We start from the raw sequence: 15,188 nt of genomic DNA, 5'->3' as shown, positions 1-15,188 counted from the left end.
GACCGGTGCGGGCGGCAGCCATGCGCACTGATTCATGAGGCCATGCCATGTTTTGGTTATGAATCCCGTCGGGCGATGCCTATATTGCGCCTGTGCCGCGTACCGGAAGGCCGCGCGGAACACATGGCACCCCCGGAATCAGGTTCGGAAGCGCCCCCGTCGCCCCTGGCCACCCCTCCGGATGGGGTCGGCCCAGTCGAACGGAACGTTTCGAGGTCGATTCCATCCGAAGGACCGGGTTCGTCCGGCTGCCCCTTCTGGGGCGCGGGCTGAACCCTTTCTGGCCGGGAGCCGCCGCGGGGCGGGCTGGGGTGCCGGTGATGAAGAAACTGGTGGGGCGGTTCCTCGTAAGAGGCCGGCCCACCCCAGATGAACGCCCCGCGAGGGGCGGAAGGTGATGATGCCCGAGGTCATGTTCGCTGGTCCTGACGGCCGGCTCGAGGGTCGCTACCACCACGCCAAGCAGCCCAATGCGCCCACCGCCCTCATCCTGCACCCCCACCCGCTGCATGGTGGGACGATGAACAATCGCGTCGTACATGCCCTCTATGAGCGCTTCTGCGGCATGGGTTTCTCAACCCTGCGCTTTAATTTCCGCGGTGTCGGCAAGAGCCAGGGCCGCTACGACGGCGGCATCGGCGAGATCTCGGACGGGACGGCGGCGCTCGACTTCCTCCAGGCAGTGAACCCGGCGGCCTCCATGCTGTGGGTGGCCGGCTACTCCTTCGGCGCCTATGTCGGCATGCAGGTGCTGATGCGCCGGCCGGAGATGGGCGGCTTCGTGTCCATTGCGGCGCCCGCCAGCCACTACGATTTCGGCTTCCTGGCCCCCTGCCCCTGCTCCGGCCTCATCCTGCACGGAGAGGCGGACGAGCTGGTGCCGGAGCCCTCGGTGCGGAAGCTGGTGGACAAGCTGAACACCCAGAAGGGCATCAAGATCGACTACCGGGTGATGGAGGGCGCGACCCACGTCTTCACGCCCGAGCAGACGGTGCGGGTGGCCGACGCGACCCAGGACCACGTGATGACCGTGCTCAACCGGGCACGGATGTCGATGGCGGCCGACTGAGCACCTACGTTTTCGGACCATGATCGAGGGGGCGGCGCATCTCAGTGCGCCGCCCCCTTCGCGTTTCAGGCGAGGGCAGGAACCCGCCGGCCGCCGGTCATCGGATGGGGCACGCCGGTCGTTCCCGGGAAGGTCAGCGGCAGGTCCCGGGCAACGCGGGCGGCCAGGACGCCGAAGGCCTGGGCCTCCAGCGCGTCACCGTCCCAGCCGGCGATCTCCACGGGCCGGACCGGCGCATCCAGCACACCGGAGAGGGTGCGCATGAGGGCCGGGTTCCGCCGGCCACCTCCAGCGACGAGCCATTGCAGCGGCGGTTCCGGAAAATGGCGGGCCGCGGCGCCGACGCAGACCGCGCAAAAGGCCGCGAGGGTTGCTGCTCCATCGGCCGGGGAGAGGTCCCCTGCCCCCGACGCTCGGAGCGCCCCATCGAAATCCAGCCTGTCGAGCGACTTGGGCGGCGGCGCAGCGAGGTAGGGGTGGGCTATCAGCCGGCCCAGCACGGCCTCGTCCGGCTCGCCCGCCCCGGCCAGAAGGCCGTCCCGGTCGTAGTCCTGGCCGATGGAGCGGCGAACCCAGTCGTCCAGCGGGCCATTGGCCGGGCCGGTGTCGAAGGCGATCAGCCCTCCGTCCCGCCCGATCCAGGTGACGTTGGCTACGCCCCCGAGGTTGAGGATGGCCACGGGCTTGGGCAGCGCCTCCGCCAGCACCCGGTGGAAGACGGGCACGAGCGGCGCCCCCTGCCCGCCAGCCGCCACATCGGCCGAGCGGAAGTCGTGAACCACCTCGATTCCCGTCCGCCGTGCGAGCAGGCCAGGGTCGCCGATCTGCCAGGTATGGCCGCGCTGCCCGGGATGGGCGGCCGGGCGGTGGAGGATGGTCTGTCCGTGGAAGCCGATCAGGTCGGCGCCCGTGCCGAGGGCGATGACGGCCTCGGCGTGCCGTTCGGTCAGCCGCTCCGCGCAATCCAGCAGCGCGGGATGGCCGGCCAGCCGCCCCTCGGCATGCAGGGCCGGGGCCGCGTCGAGCAGGGCGCGGAGGTCCCGGCGCAGGGCGGGCGGGTAAGGGATGGTCAGGCTGCGGCCGAAGCGGCCGATCCTCTCGCCGTCCGTCTCGACATAGGCGGCGTCCACCCCGTCCAGCGAGGTTCCGCTCATCAACCCGATGGTTCGCAGCATTCGGGCAGTGTGCTAGGCGCGGGGCGCTTTGCAAGGTCCGATTGACGCCGCGATGTCCGATACCCCGACCCAGGCCACCAACGAGTTCCTCCGGCTCGCGCGCGAGCGCGGCTATATCCACCAGGTGACGGACGAGGCCGGGCTGGTCGCCCGCATGGCCGAGGGGGTGCTGCCCGGCTATATCGGCTTCGACTGCACGGCGGACAGCCTGCATGTCGGCAGCCTCATGCAGATCATGCTGCTGCGGCTGCTCCAGCGCACGGGCAACAAGCCGGTGGTGCTGATGGGCGGCGGCACGAGCAAGGTGGGCGATCCCTCCTTCCGCGACGAGGCGCGGCCGCTGCTGACAGACGAGCAGATCGAGACCAACAAGGCCGGCATTCGGCGCGCCTTCGAGCCCTTCCTGCAATTCGGCAGCGGCCCGACCGATGCCATCATGCTCGACAACGCCGCCTGGCTGGACGAGCTGCGCTACATTCCCTTCCTGCGCGAGGTCGGACGGCACTTCAGCGTCAATCGCATGCTCTCGATGGACAGCGTGCGGCTGCGGCTGGAGCGAGAGCAGGCCTTCAGCTTCCTCGAGTTCAACTACATGCTCCTCCAGGGCTACGACTTCCTGGAATTATACCGCCGCCACGGCATCGCGCTGCAGATGGGCGGCTCGGACCAGTGGGGCAACATCATCATGGGCGCCGACCTCGTGCGCCGGATGGAGAGCGCCAGCGCCTTCGGGCTGACGACGCCGCTGCTGACCACCGCATCGGGCACGAAGATGGGCAAGACGGCCTCGGGCGCCGTCTGGCTGAACGCGGACAAGCTCTCCCCGTACGACTACTGGCAGTTCTGGCGGAACACCGAGGACGCCGATGTCGGGCGCTTCCTGCTCCTCTTCACCGAGTTGCCGGCGGAGGAGTGCGCGCGGCTGGCGGCGCTCCACGGCGCGGAGGTGAACGAGGCAAAGAAGGTGCTGGCGACCGAGGCGACCGCGCTGCTGCACGGGCGCGCGGCGGCCGAGGAAGCGGCCGGCACGGCGCGGGCGACTTTCGAGCAGGGGATGGCCGCGGAGACGCTTCCCTCCATCACGGCGCAGCTTCCGGCGGGGCTGCTCGACCTCGCGGTCGCGGCTGGGCTGGCGGCCAGCAAGGGCGAGGCGCGGCGGCTGGTCGGCCAGTCGGGCCTGCGGCTGAACGACGAGGTGGTGTCCGACATCGCGCGGGAGGTCACGTCGGACGATCTGCGCGACGGTGCGGCGAAGCTCTCCGCCGGCCGCAAGCGCCACGTGCTGGTTCGCGCGGGCTGAGCGGTCAGCCCGCCCGCTGCACCACCAGGCCGATGGAGGTGCTGACCTGCCCCATCGCCTCCACCTTGAGGTGCGGGAGGGCGTAGGGCGGCACGTCAATATGCGCGTCGAGCGGGCTGTCGCCCGGATGCAGGTTCAGCGGCCAGACCATGTGGCCGCGCCGGGCGAGACGCTCCAGCAGGCCCTCTATGTCCCGTCGGCGGTAGTAGCTCAGGCCCGGCGTCTCCAGCGTCGCGTCGTTTGAGCCAAGGTTGAACTCGGTGGTGTGCACGGCGATGCCGCCGGGGCGCAGGGTCTCGAGCGAGTTCTCCACGAAGTCGAGCCCGGCCGCGAGGCCGCCCAGGTGCTCGAAGCAGCAGGAGGACCAGCAGGCATCGAAGTCGCGGAGGTCGCCGGGAATGGCGTTCATGTCCACGGCGCGGAAGCGGGCGCGCTGGCGGAAGCTGGCCTCGTCCAGCAGTTCGGCGCGGTACAGGCCCGAGAGGTCCGAGGCGTGCTGCTGCGTCTCGCTCCAGCCCTGCGTGCCGACGACCTCGGCCGGCGCGTCGGTGGCGAGGACCTGCACGCCGTGGGAGGCGAGCATGGCCGGGATCGGCTCGTTGCCAACGCCAAAGCCGAGGGCGCGCGCCCCGGGGCGGATCACGTCGGCCGCGCGCAGGACGGCGAGGATCCAGCAGAATTCCCACTGCTTGCGGTGCGGCCGCGGCGCTTCGGCGATCGTGGCGCACCAGGCGGCGTAGTCGGGCTCGTCGAACTGGGCAGCGGTGCAGAGCTGACTGGTCGGGTGGGACAGGCGCGGCGGTTCGAAGAGCCAGGGCACCAGCGGCGAGGCCGGGGGCGAGAGGAGCCAGACCGGGATGCGGTAGGTGTCGGGCACCAGGGCGCGGCGCAGGGCCTCCGCGGAAGGATGGCGGCGATGGGTCTTTATCTCCGCCTCGCTTGGCTCACGGCCGAGGAGGAGGCGAAAGGCCCAGACAACGGCTTCCGGCGGAAGGGATGGTTCGGCAGGGACCGCGGGACGGGAGAAAAGCACTGGTCAGGACCGCGGCAAGGGGCAGAATTGCATCGCCGGACCCTACACTGCCGGGGATGGAACGGTCGAGCCGAAGGGGAAGAAGGGGCTAGATGGTGGGCGCAACAGGGATTGAACCTGTGACCCCCTCCGTGTCAGGGAGGTGCTCTCCCGCTGAGCTATGCGCCCATCCGCCCGGGAACCGGCACATCGCGCCGGGAGCGGCCGTTTAGCGCGCCCTCCCGCCGGGGGCAAGCCTGTCCCTCGCCCCTGCATGCACCCATTTGCGGGATGGGGGCCAAGTATGCGTGACAGGCGCCCCCGGCTGTGGTGATTCCGAACAAGATGGATCTTCCGATCAACGCCCCTGCCGAGGCCGATTCGCCGCCGCCCTTCCTACTCCAGCGGCCGGTGGAGCAGGTCGCGCCGCTCGTCCTCGCCTCCCCACATTCGGGGCGGAACTACCCGGCCGCCTTCCTGGCAGAGAGCCGGCTGGACCCGGTGGCGCTGCGCCGGTCCGAGGACGGCTTCGTGGAGGAGATCTTCGCCGGGGCCCCGGGAAAAGGTGTGCCGCTGCTGGCCGCGACCTTTCCCCGCGTCTACTGCGACGCGAACCGCGAGCCCTGGGAACTCGACCCCGGCATGTTCGACGGGCCGCTGCCCGATTTCGTGAACAGCGCCTCGCCGCGCGTGGGGGCCGGGCTCGGCACGATCGCGCGGGTGGTGGCGAGCGGCGAGGCGGTCTATCGCCGCCGCCTCTCCTTCGACGAGGCGGCGGACCGGGTGCGCGGCCTCTGGGAGCCCTATCATGCCGCCCTGTCGGGCCTCATCGAGGAGACCACGCGGCGCTTTGGCGGCTGCCTGCTGATCGACTGCCACTCCATGCCCTCCTTACCCGGGGAGAGCGGGCGGGGGGCGGACATGATCCTCGGCGATGCCCATGGCACGGCCGCCGCCCCGCGGGCGACGAGGCTGCTGGAGGGGGCGCTTTCAGACCTGGGCTACCGGCTGCGCCGCAACGATCCCTATGCCGGCGGCTACGTCACACGGCATTACGGGCGGCCGCGCCAGGGGGTGCACGTCATCCAGTTGGAGATCGCGCGCAGCCTCTACATGGACGAGCGGCAGATCAGGCGGATGCCGGGGCTGGTGACGCTACGGGCCGACATGGATCGGTTGCTGACGCTGCTGGTGAACGAGGACTGGGGCTTCTTGCGAGGCTGACGCCTGGCGTGACGAGGGCAAAAAAAGAGGCGGTGCCAGAGGCACCGCCGAGTTTAGGGAGGAAACGTCCAAGAAAGACAGCGACGCGACAGAAGGCGTCGCTGCGATGCACAACGTAGGTCTCGGCCCCAGGTTTCGCAAGACCTCTACCGCATTGCACCATCACGCGAACGCGATTTTTTGGCAACGTCGCTGGCACGGGACTTGAGCACGGGCGAGCATGCGCCTCCTCGCCCTGCTCCTCCTCCTATTGCCCGGCAGCGCCCTGGCCCAGCCCTCCCCCACGGCGCTTTGCCGCGCTGCAATCGCCTCTGCGGAACGGGAATACGGCATTCCCGCAGGGCTTCTGGCTGCGATCGGGCGGGTTGAGTCGGGCCGGCGCGATCCCGCCACCGGGGAGCAGGGCCCCTGGCCGTGGACGATGAACGCGGAGGGACGCGGAAAATTCTTCCCCACCAAGGCGGAAGCAGTTGCCGAGGTGGGACAGCTTCGTGCCGCGGGCATGCGGATCATCGATGTCGGCTGCATGCAGATCAACCTGCACCACCACGCCAACGCCTTCGCCTCCCTCGAAGAGGCCTTCGACCCCCTGGCCGATGCCCGCTACGCCGCGCGCTTCCTGAAGAGTCTGCAGGGTAATGCTGGGGACTGGATGGTGGCCGCAGGGCACTACCATTCGCAAACGCCCGGGCGGGCCGACGCCTACCGCGCGCAGGTGGCGCTGCGCTGGCCGGAAGAGCAGCAGCAGGCTGGCGGCGCGCCCGCTTGGCAGCCCGGCTGGTCCAACCAGCCCCGGCCTGCCACCGTTCCCGCCACCCTCCCTGGCACCACGATGGCCGGCCTGGCGGGGATGAGCATCCGCGCGGCACCGCCGGCGACAGTCATCCGCATGGCCGGCACGACGCCGGAGGCCGCGCGCGGGCGCGATCTCGACGCCTACCGTGCCATGGCCATCCCGCTGGCCGCGAGGACGGCGCCGCTCTTGATGCGCGGCCTGCCCGGCGTGCGGGGATAGAGCGGGGCTTCGCCGGCGGCGCCACGTTCTACTAGGATCGGGGCCCTTCCACCGCTTCCGGGAGCCCTCTTCTGCGCCCTCCTTCGATCCCTCGCGCCGCAAGCTGCCCGCGGCACGCCTCTCCCCTGCGCGTGGGGCACTGCCCCTGCTTCGCATCCCAACGCGAGTGCCCTTCGCCATGACACCGGAACTGCCGAGCTTCGGCACCGCCCTTCGCGTTTGGCTGAAGATCGGCCTGCTCTCCTTCGGTGGGCCCGCCGGGCAGATAGCGATGCTCCACCGCGAGATCGTGGACGAGCGGCGCTGGGTGTCCGACGCCCGGTTCCTCCACGCGCTGAACTTCTGCACCCTGCTGCCAGGGCCGGAGGCACAGCAGCTCGCGACCTATCTCGGATGGTTGCTGCACGGGGTGCGGGGGGGCGTCGCGGCGGGCGCACTCTTCGTGCTGCCCGGCATGGCGGTGATGCTGGCGCTCTCCCTCCTCTACGCCACGCTCGGCGAGGTGCCGGTGGTGGCCGGGCTCTTCTTCGGCCTACGCTGCGCCGTGCTCGTGCTGGTGGTGGAGGCGCTGCTGCGCGTGGCGCGGCGGGCGCTGCGAACACGGCCTGCCTGGGCCATGGCGGCGGCGGCCTTCGTCGCGTTGCACGCCTTTGCCATCCCCTTCCCCGCGGTCGTGCTCGGCGCGGCGCTGATCGGATATCTCGCGCCCGGCTCCTTCCGGGCATCGGCCCATGCCGCGGCGAAGGATGGGCCGCCGGCCCTGCTGGACGCGGTGCTGGCTGCCGACCCCGGGCGCCCGGCCCGGCTGGCCGCCAGCGCCTGGCGGGCCGGGCTGGTCGCGGTTGCGCTCTGGCTGCTGCCGGTCATGGCGCTCACGCTGCTCGGCGCGGGTGTGTTCGCAGATGTCGCGCTCTTCTTCTCGAAGTTGGCGGTGGTTACGGTGGGCGGGGCCTACGCCGTGCTCGCCTATGTCGCGCAGGAGGCGGTGCAGGGCTATGGTTGGCTGAAGCCCGAGCAGATGCTTGTCGGGCTGGGCTTGGCAGAGACGACGCCCGGTCCGCTGGTGCTCGTGCTGCAATTCGTCGGCTTCCTCGCGGGCGCACAAGCGGGTGGGCTGGGCTGGGGCGTGCTCGCCTCCCTGCTGACGGTCTGGGTCACCTTCGCGCCCTGCTTCGCCTTCATCTTTCTCGGCGCGCCCTATGTGGAGCGGCTGCACGCGAACCGGGCGCTGACCGGCGCGCTGGCTGCCGTGACGGCGGCGGTGGTCGGCGTGATCGCCAACCTCGCGCTCTGGTTCGGGCTGCGCGTGCTCTTCACGGCCGTGCGGCGCGTGGAGGCGGGACCGATGGTGCTCGAACTGCCGGTGGCAGCGAGCCTCGATCCGATCGCGCTCGGGCTCGCGCTGCTGGCGGCCGTGCTGCTCTTCCGCACGAAGATCGGCCTTGTTCCCACGCTCGGGGTGACGGCCCTTGCCGGGCTCCTCGCGCGCTTTCTGCTGGGGTGACCAGGGGAGTGTTTAATTAGGGTACCCCCCTATCCTATATCTGCCGTATGACCCATACGATCCGTGATCGACAGAAGCTGCTTGCCCGCGTGCGACGCATCCGCGGGCAGGTCGAGGCTGTGGAGCGCTCCCTCGACACCGAGGCTGACTGCGAGCGCGTGATGCACCTGCTCTCCAGCGCCCGCGCGGCAATGGCGGGGCTGATGGCCGAGGTGGTGGAGGACCATGTCCGCACGCACCTCGTGGATGTCGAGAAACACCCCGGCGCGCTCGACGAGGCGGCTGTCGAGCAGCTTCTCGGCGTCGTCCGAACCTACATGAAGTGAAAGGGGGCCACCGGTGACATCCTTCACTGACCTCATCCAGCAGGGTGCGAGCCACGCTTGGCTGTTCATCCCCTCCGCCATCCTGCTCGGCGCGCTGCACGGGCTGGAGCCGGGGCACTCCAAGACAATGATGGCTGCCTTCATCGTCGCGGTTCGGGGAACGGTGACGCAGGCGGTGCTGCTCGGCCTCGCCGCCGCACTGTCGCACACCGCGGTGGTATGGGCGGTGGCGCTCGTCGGGCTGCACTATGCCGGTCAGTTCGATGCGGAGACCTCCGAGCCCTATTTCCAGCTCGCCTCCGCCGTCGTGGTGGTCGGGGTTGCCGCCTGGATGCTCTGGCGCAGTCGGCGGGACGCGCACGGACACCATCATCACGGGCATAACCATGACCACGACCACGCCGGTGAGGCGCGGCGGGTCGATACCGGCCACGGCGTCGCGGCGCTGGAGGTCTTCGAGGATGGCGTGCCGCCCCGCTGGCGCCTGCGCTTCGAGGGCGGCCATGCCTGGCCCGCCGCCAGCGTCAGCCTGGAGACGGTCCGCCCCGGCGGCGCGCGCCAAGCCTTCGCCTTCGCGGATCGTGGCGATTACCTCGAATCCGTGCAGGAGATCCCAGAGCCGCATGCCTTCGAGGCACGGCTGCGCCTCGACCACGGCGGGCACGCGCACGAATACGCCCTCCTCTTCGACGAGCACGGGCATGAGCACCATGGTACCGAGGCTGACGAGCCCGCCTTCCAGGACGCGCATGAGCGCGCCCATGCCGAGGACATCCGCCGCCGCTTCGCCGGGCGCGAGGCAACGACATGGCAGATCATCCTCTTCGGCCTCACCGGCGGGCTCATCCCCTGCCCGGCGGCCATCACGGTGCTGATGCTCTGCCTGCAGCTCCGCCAGTTCAGCCTCGGCGTCGCGCTGGTTCTCTGCTTCTCCGTTGGGCTCGCGGTTGTGATGGTTTCGGTCGGCGCGGCGGCGGCTTACGGCATGCGGCGCGCGGAACGGCGCTGGTCCGAACCTTTCGAGCGCGTGACGCGACGGGCACCCTATGTCTCGGCAACCGTCATCCTGCTCGTCGGCCTGTACATGGCCTGGCAAGGTGTCGCGGGGCTGGCACACGCCGGGACCTGATACGGGACGTCGCCTTTGACCTCTGGACAGGGCGCTGCCCTCTCCAGCCCTCGCCCGCCAAGGGCCTGGCGCCCTTGGATCCCCATCCGGCTGACGCGGATAAGACGATTGAGGCCGGTTCCCTTCCCGGCAGCCTTCCTACCCGGCGGTCGCCTTGGATCATGGACCCGAGGCGCACCAGCCACTGAGAATTTCTGCTTCAAAGAAAAAGACGAGGGGGCGAGGTCCGGGAGGAGGAATCCCCTGTTCCTCTCCCCGGAGCCACCAGCGCCTGCCGCTCAGGACAAGGGCTCGCTCGCTGCCTCGGCGATGAGGGCCCGCATCCAGCGATGCCCGGCGTCGCGGTCGTCCCGCGTGTGCCAGACCTGGAGGAAGCGGAGCGGCGGCACCGGCATGGGAATAGGCGGCGGGAAAAGCAGCAGGTCGCCCCGGTTGGCATGGATGGAGACGAGGCGTTCGCGGATATGGCCGACAAGGTCGGTGCCGAGGATGACGGCGGGGATGGCGACGTAGTGAGGCAGCACCGCCACCACGCGGCGGACAAGACCGAGGCGGGAGAGAAGTTCGTCCAACTCGATCCCCACATGGCGCGGGCCGGCGACGGTCACGTGGTCGGCCGCGAGGTAGTCCTCCAGGGCGAGCTGCCCATCGCGGAGCGCGGGGTGGTGGCGGTCCACCACGCAGGCGAGGGCATCCGTGTACAACTCCTGCGCGAGCAGGCCATCCGGAAGCTGTGGCAGCACGCCGAGGCCGATATCGGCCTCGCCCTCGGCCACCATGTCCCCCGCTTCCCCCGCACCGCTGCCGAGGATGACGAGGTCCAAGCCGGGCGCGCGAGCGCGGATGAGGGAGATGAGGCGGGGGAGCAACTCGAGCGTCATCACCTCCGTCATGGCCAGGCGGAAGCTGCGACGGACGGTCAGGGGGTCGAAGGAGATTTGGCTGCCCAGCGCGGCCCGTACATGGGCCAGGGCGGCGCGAACGGGCACGTGCAGGTCATGCGCCCGGCGGGTCGGCTGCATGCCGCCGGGGCCGCGGGTGAAAAGCTCGTCCTCGAAGAGGTGCCGCAGGCGGCGCAGGGCGTGGCTGACCGCCGGCTGGGTAAGCCGCACCTGGGCAGCGGCGCGGGTGACCTGGCGCTCGGTCATCAGCGCATCGAAGACGACCAGCAGGTTCAGGTCCACCCGGGAGAGATCGATCATGCTCAGACTATCATGCGCCTGATTAATGATGAAATGAATAAGTATAGATAGATTTTTGCTGCTGCGCGGCGCCATACCTCCTCACCGGCGACGCTCCGAGAGGGCGGCCCTGAGGAGGAACCCATGAGCACCATCGGCCATCGGCGCTATGTCGCCCTGCTGCTGCCGTTCGACGAGAACATGAAGGTCGATGAGCAGGCCTTCCGCCGCTACGTCCGCTACTACGCGGACGACGCTCGCTTTGCGAAGGAGGGTGGCCTTTGCGTGAATCCCGAGGCCGGCGAGATCTTCTACCTCACCCGCGAGGAGAAGCGCCGCGTCCTTGAGATCGCGATGGAGGAGGCGCACGGGAAGCTGCCGATCATCGCCGGCACCTGGGCGCTCCGCACGGAAGAGATGGTCGACACGGCGCGCGACGCGAAGGCGCTGGGCGTGGACGGCATCTTTGTCACGCCCCCAGGCGGCGCCCAGGACGTGACCTCCTGCTGGGACGCGGACACCTACCCCGAGATCTGGCTCGATACCGTCATCGCGCAGGACCGTGCGGTGGACCTGCCGATCGTGACGCACCCCGTCAGCGGCAGCGACTTTCCCTTCTACCCCGGCCTGCCGGTGAAAGCCGCGCTGCACATGTGCCGCGAGGTGCCGAACATCGTCGGTTGGAAGATGACCTACACCTATGACGGCTACCGCATCGTGGCGAAGGGGCTGCGCAGCCTGAACCGCCCCGTCGCGATCATGGGCGCGCTGGCGTCCCGCTTCCACGAGTACCGCGCGACCGGCATGTTCGACGGCACGCTGAGCGGCTTCTGGACCTTCGCAAAGGAGCCGATGCTCGACCACCTGGAGGCCTGGGACAACCGCGACCTCGAGGGCGCCTGCCGCATTTGGGACAGTGGCCTGGTGAACCTGCACGAGTACATCGCGGACATGGGCCGGCTGCACATCCGCTATAAGACCGCCGCCTGGCTGCGCGGATTGATCCCGAGCCCTTTCATGCGCTCGCCGATGCCCAAGCCGAAGCAGGAGGAGATCGACACGATCTACAACCTTCTGAAGGCTCTCAACCTCTCCGTCATCGACCGCAGCGACCTCAAGCGCGCGGCCTGACGGGCACTGCACGGAACCCCGCCGCGGGTATAGCGGCGGGGCGAAAGCGGCGGGCCTTCCGGGGGCCGCCGAGAGGAGGTGACAAGAAGGGGAGGATGCGATGGGGCGGATCAACCGGCCGCGCGCGCAGGGGCTGCGGCACGATGCTGGCCGTTAGGGCCACGCGGCGCGCGCTCCTCCGGGGCGCGGCCGCGCTGCCGTTGCTATCGGCCGCCACGCGGGCGCAAGGCTTCCCCACGCAGCCCGTCCGAATCGTCGTTCCCTTCCCACCCGGCGCCGCCGACTTCCTGCCGCGGCTGATCGAGCCGCGGCTGCGGGAGGTACTGGGCCAGCCCGTGGTGATCGAGAACCGCGACGGGGCGAGCGGGATGATCGGCGCAGCCTACGTCGCCCGTGCCCAACCCGACGGCCATACGCTGCTGATGACGACGCCGAGCAGCCAGATCACGCCGCTCTATCTCAGCCGCAACATGCCCTATGACCCCGTGCGGGACTTCACGCCGATCACCGCAGCCGCGGAGGCGGTGACCTGCCTGGCGGTCTCGGCAGAGACCTCGGTGCGGGACGCGGCAGGCTTGGTGGAGCTCGCCCGCCGCTCGCCGGGCAAGCTCTCCTATGGAAGTTCCGGCACCGGCTCGGTCTTTCACATGACCGGCGAGGTGCTGAACGAAGTTGCAGGCCTCGAGCTGATGCACGTGCCCTTCCGCGGCACGGGGCCCGCCATGGCCGCGCTGCTCGGGCGCCAGATCGACGCGCTGTTCTGCGCCTTGGTGGACGCGCGCGCCCATGCGGAGGCCGGGCGGGTGCGGATCCTCGCGGTGCTGGAGGGCGAGCGCTTCGCCGCGCGGCCGGAGATCCCGACCCTGGCCGAGACGGTACCCAGCTTTCGCAAGCCTGCCTCCTGGTTTGGCCTCTTTGGCCCCGCCAGGCTGCCGGAGGGGGTTCCCGCCCGGATGCACGAGGCGGTGGTGAAAGTGCTCGCCATGCCCGACATCTCGGCGCGGCTGAGTGATAACGGCATTCGCGTGGTCGGCAGCCCGCCAGGGGCCTTTGCGGCCCAGCTGCGCGAGGGGATTGCCCAGTACGGCGAGATCATCCGCGCCGCAGGGCTGAGGCCGGAGTAAGCGCGTGCCGGTCATCGACATCCACGCCCATTTCCTCGATCGCGATGTGGCGGCCGCGACGGAGGCGATGAGCGTTCTCTATGGCTGCGGCACACGCCCGCCGCCGGACCGATCACCCGGCACGCCGCGCCACCGGCTGATGGAGCGGATGTTCGACCCGGCGGTTCAGGCCGCCGAGATGGCGGAGCGCGGGATCGACCACGCCCTGGTCTCCGCCAGCACGGTGAACCAGTACACGGGCTGGGCGGAGCCCGCGGCCGAGCTGGAGATGGTGCGCCGCGTGAACGACCGCGCGGCGGAATGGGTCGCGCGCTTCGCGCAGCGCTACACCGGCAGCTTCGTGCTGCCCATGCAGGACGTGGATCTCTCCCTGGCCGAGATGCGGCGCGCGGTGGAGGGGCTCGGTCTTCGCTGGGCGAACCTGCCGGCTCGGGTCGATGGGCGCTATCTTGGGCATCCTTCGCTGCGGCCGCTCTGGGAGGCGATGCACGCGATGGGCGTCGCCGTGCTCATCCATCCCGACGGCATCCGTGAGCCGTGGTTTCAGGAATACAGCCTCTGGAACTCGCTCGGCCAGCCGATCGAGGAGGCGAAGGTGATGGCCTCTCTCATCTACGAGGGCGTGCTCGATGCTTTTCCGGGGATGACCATCGTCGTCTCCCATGGTGGCGGTTTCCTGCCGCATTACTGCGGGCGGCTGGACCGCAACGTGACGAACATGCCCGCCAGCGCCCGCAACATCAGCCGCAGGCCGAGCGACTACCTCCGCGACTTCCATTACGACACCTGCGTCTATGAACCCGGGGTGCTCGGCGCGCTCGCGCGGGTGGTCGGCGTGGACCGGCTGCTGATGGGTTCGGACTACCCCGTGGGCGAGGCCGACCCGCTCGGCTTCCTGCGACGGGCCGAGGGCTTCACCGAAGCGGATCGCGCGGCGATGGCCGGCGGTAACGCGGCCCGCCTGCCCTGGCTGCCATCGGGCTGAAGCCGGGCCACGGACAACAAGAAATGGAGGAGACAGAAAGAATGGCGTTCCAAGGAAGGCGGCATATCGGAAGGTTGGCGCTGCTCGGCGCCTTCCTCGGGCTGGTCGGTGATGCGGCGGCGCAGGAGACCTTTCCCTCGCGGCCGCTGCAGATCGTTATGCCCCTGCCGCCCGGCTCGGGCACGGACCTCATGGCGCGGGTTTTTGCGACGGAGCTCGGGACCATTCTCGGCCAGCGGGCGGTGGTGAACAACCGCACCGGCGCCTCGCTGACCATCGGGATGCAGGCGGTGGTGAATGCTCCACCCGATGGCTACATGATCGCCTTCTCGCCGGTCACGCCCATCGTCATCCAGCCGCACCGGGTCCGGAACCTCGGCTATAGCAAAGAGTCCGTGATCCCGGTCTGCCAGACCTTCGACAACATCTTCCACATCGCGGTGCCGCAGTCCTCGCCCTTCCGCGACCTGCGCTCGGTGATCGAGTTCGCGCGCGCCAACCCGGGCAAGCTGCGCTACGGGCACACGGGGCCGGCCTCGGGCCCGCATCTTCTCGCGGCGCAGGTGTGGCGCAACGCGGGGGTAGAGGTGGTGGATATCCCCTATCGCGGGGAGGCGGACTTCGCGACGAACCTTGTCTCCGGCACGCTCGACATGGGCATCGCCACAACCTTCCTCATTCAGACGCAGGGGCTGCGCTCCCTGGGTGCTGCTTCGTCCGAGCGGCTGCCGACCATGCCGGACGTGCCGACGCTGACGGAGCTGGGGCTGGGGCCGGTCGCCTCGGTCACCTATGGCGGGCTCTTCCTCCGCACCGGCACGCCGGAGCCGGTCGTGGCCCGCGTGGAGGAGGCCTGCCGCGAGGTGGTGGCGAGCCACGCCTATGGCGAGGTCGCGGAGAAGCAGGCGGTGCGCGCCACCTATCTCGGCCGCACCGCCTTCGCCGCCCGCATGGAGGCGGACGACAAGGTGGTGGGCGAGCTGATCCGCACGCTGGGCCTCACCGAGTAGGCG

The 15,188-nt window shown here is 69.8% G+C and carries 14 protein-coding genes and 1 tRNA gene; 11 read left to right on the top strand and 4 right to left on the bottom strand.

Features of this window, described 5'->3' with window-relative positions:
• Positions 1–400: 400 nt before the first annotated feature.
• Entirely contained in the window at positions 401–1,069 is a 669-nt protein-coding gene (locus D9599_RS17325; RefSeq protein ID WP_043833836.1) for an alpha/beta hydrolase, read from the top strand.
• Positions 1,070–1,134: 65 nt separating this feature from the next.
• On the opposite strand, the gene D9599_RS17320 is transcribed toward D9599_RS17325, so the two are convergent.
• Positions 1,135–2,241 carry an anhydro-N-acetylmuramic acid kinase gene (locus tag D9599_RS17320; RefSeq protein ID WP_198382623.1) on the bottom strand — a complete coding sequence of 369 codons (1,107 nt, stop codon included), beginning with the start codon at positions 2,239–2,241 and terminating at the stop codon, positions 1,135–1,137.
• A gap of 55 nt (positions 2,242–2,296) precedes the next feature.
• Between D9599_RS17320 and tyrS the strand changes: the two genes are divergently transcribed.
• Positions 2,297–3,544, top strand: a complete 1,248-nt coding sequence (tyrS, locus tag D9599_RS17315) for a tyrosine--tRNA ligase (RefSeq protein WP_198382535.1) — start codon at positions 2,297–2,299, stop codon at positions 3,542–3,544.
• A 4-nt stretch (positions 3,545–3,548) separates the two neighbouring features.
• Here tyrS and D9599_RS17310 read toward each other — a convergent pair whose 3' ends face one another.
• Positions 3,549–4,577, bottom strand: a complete 1,029-nt coding sequence (locus tag D9599_RS17310) for a cyclopropane-fatty-acyl-phospholipid synthase family protein (RefSeq protein ID WP_198382534.1) — start codon at positions 4,575–4,577, stop codon at positions 3,549–3,551.
• 93 nt (positions 4,578–4,670) lie between these two features.
• Positions 4,671–4,745: transfer RNA gene (locus D9599_RS17305), tRNA-Val, on the bottom strand.
• A 156-nt stretch (positions 4,746–4,901) separates the two neighbouring features.
• On the opposite strand from D9599_RS17305, the gene D9599_RS17300 reads away from it, so the two are divergent.
• The 5 genes from D9599_RS17300 to D9599_RS32285 all read left to right on the top strand — a co-directional run bounded on the left by D9599_RS17300 (position 4,902) and on the right by D9599_RS32285 (position 9,754).
• Positions 4,902–5,780: an N-formylglutamate amidohydrolase gene (locus D9599_RS17300; protein WP_198382533.1), complete on the top strand. Its 879-nt coding sequence runs from the start codon at positions 4,902–4,904 to the stop codon at positions 5,778–5,780.
• Between the two features lie 220 nt (positions 5,781–6,000).
• A complete protein-coding gene (locus tag D9599_RS17295; RefSeq protein ID WP_198382532.1) occupies positions 6,001–6,795 on the top strand; it encodes a transglycosylase SLT domain-containing protein in 795 nt (264 codons plus the stop codon).
• A 178-nt stretch (positions 6,796–6,973) separates the two neighbouring features.
• Entirely contained in the window at positions 6,974–8,299 is a 1,326-nt protein-coding gene (gene chrA / locus D9599_RS17290) for a chromate efflux transporter (RefSeq protein WP_198382531.1), read from the top strand.
• Positions 8,300–8,346: 47 nt separating this feature from the next.
• Positions 8,347–8,625, top strand: coding sequence for a metal/formaldehyde-sensitive transcriptional repressor (locus D9599_RS17285; protein WP_198382530.1), 279 nt, complete (start codon positions 8,347–8,349; stop codon positions 8,623–8,625).
• 13 nt (positions 8,626–8,638) lie between these two features.
• Positions 8,639–9,754: a nickel/cobalt efflux transporter gene (locus D9599_RS32285; protein ID WP_198382529.1), complete on the top strand. Its 1,116-nt coding sequence runs from the start codon at positions 8,639–8,641 to the stop codon at positions 9,752–9,754.
• A gap of 278 nt (positions 9,755–10,032) precedes the next feature.
• Here D9599_RS32285 and D9599_RS17275 read toward each other — a convergent pair whose 3' ends face one another.
• Complete coding sequence (locus tag D9599_RS17275; RefSeq protein WP_198382528.1) at positions 10,033–10,956, bottom strand: LysR family transcriptional regulator; 924 nt, start codon at positions 10,954–10,956, stop codon at positions 10,033–10,035.
• A 123-nt stretch (positions 10,957–11,079) separates the two neighbouring features.
• Here D9599_RS17275 and D9599_RS17270 point away from each other — a divergent pair, with 123 nt between their 5' ends.
• From D9599_RS17270 to D9599_RS17255, 4 genes are all read left to right on the top strand, one after another.
• Positions 11,080–12,066 (top strand): dihydrodipicolinate synthase family protein, encoded by a 987-nt coding sequence (locus D9599_RS17270; protein ID WP_198382527.1) that lies wholly within the window; start codon positions 11,080–11,082, stop codon positions 12,064–12,066.
• 143 nt (positions 12,067–12,209) lie between these two features.
• Positions 12,210–13,190 carry a tripartite tricarboxylate transporter substrate binding protein gene (locus tag D9599_RS17265; RefSeq protein ID WP_198382526.1) on the top strand — a complete coding sequence of 327 codons (981 nt, stop codon included), beginning with the start codon at positions 12,210–12,212 and terminating at the stop codon, positions 13,188–13,190.
• Between the two features lie 4 nt (positions 13,191–13,194).
• Positions 13,195–14,175 carry an amidohydrolase family protein gene (locus tag D9599_RS17260; protein WP_198382525.1) on the top strand — a complete coding sequence of 327 codons (981 nt, stop codon included), beginning with the start codon at positions 13,195–13,197 and terminating at the stop codon, positions 14,173–14,175.
• A 41-nt stretch (positions 14,176–14,216) separates the two neighbouring features.
• Positions 14,217–15,185: a tripartite tricarboxylate transporter substrate binding protein gene (locus D9599_RS17255; protein ID WP_198382524.1), complete on the top strand. Its 969-nt coding sequence runs from the start codon at positions 14,217–14,219 to the stop codon at positions 15,183–15,185.
• The last annotated feature ends 3 nt before the right edge of the window (positions 15,186–15,188 follow it).

Origin of the sequence: Roseomonas sp. KE2513, assembly GCF_016107305.1 — a bacterium.
Lineage (GTDB): Bacteria > Pseudomonadota > Alphaproteobacteria > Acetobacterales > Acetobacteraceae > Roseomonas.
This window is presented reverse-complemented; position numbering and strand designations above follow the sequence as displayed.

Coding starts and splice junctions, on each gene's coding strand:
- D9599_RS17325 (WP_043833836.1), top strand. CDS start 401: ATGCCCGAGGTCATGTTCGCTGGTCCTGACGGCCGGCTCGAGGGTCGC.
- tyrS (WP_198382535.1), top strand. CDS start 2,297: ATGTCCGATACCCCGACCCAGGCCACCAACGAGTTCCTCCGGCTCGCG.
- D9599_RS17300 (WP_198382533.1), top strand. CDS start 4,902: ATGGATCTTCCGATCAACGCCCCTGCCGAGGCCGATTCGCCGCCGCCC.
- D9599_RS17295 (WP_198382532.1), top strand. CDS start 6,001: ATGCGCCTCCTCGCCCTGCTCCTCCTCCTATTGCCCGGCAGCGCCCTG.
- chrA (WP_198382531.1), top strand. CDS start 6,974: ATGACACCGGAACTGCCGAGCTTCGGCACCGCCCTTCGCGTTTGGCTG.
- D9599_RS17285 (WP_198382530.1), top strand. CDS start 8,347: ATGACCCATACGATCCGTGATCGACAGAAGCTGCTTGCCCGCGTGCGA.
- D9599_RS17275 (WP_198382528.1), bottom strand. CDS start 10,956: ATGATCGATCTCTCCCGGGTGGACCTGAACCTGCTGGTCGTCTTCGAT.
- D9599_RS17270 (WP_198382527.1), top strand. CDS start 11,080: ATGAGCACCATCGGCCATCGGCGCTATGTCGCCCTGCTGCTGCCGTTC.
- D9599_RS17265 (WP_198382526.1), top strand. CDS start 12,210: ATGCTGGCCGTTAGGGCCACGCGGCGCGCGCTCCTCCGGGGCGCGGCC.
- D9599_RS17255 (WP_198382524.1), top strand. CDS start 14,217: ATGGCGTTCCAAGGAAGGCGGCATATCGGAAGGTTGGCGCTGCTCGGC.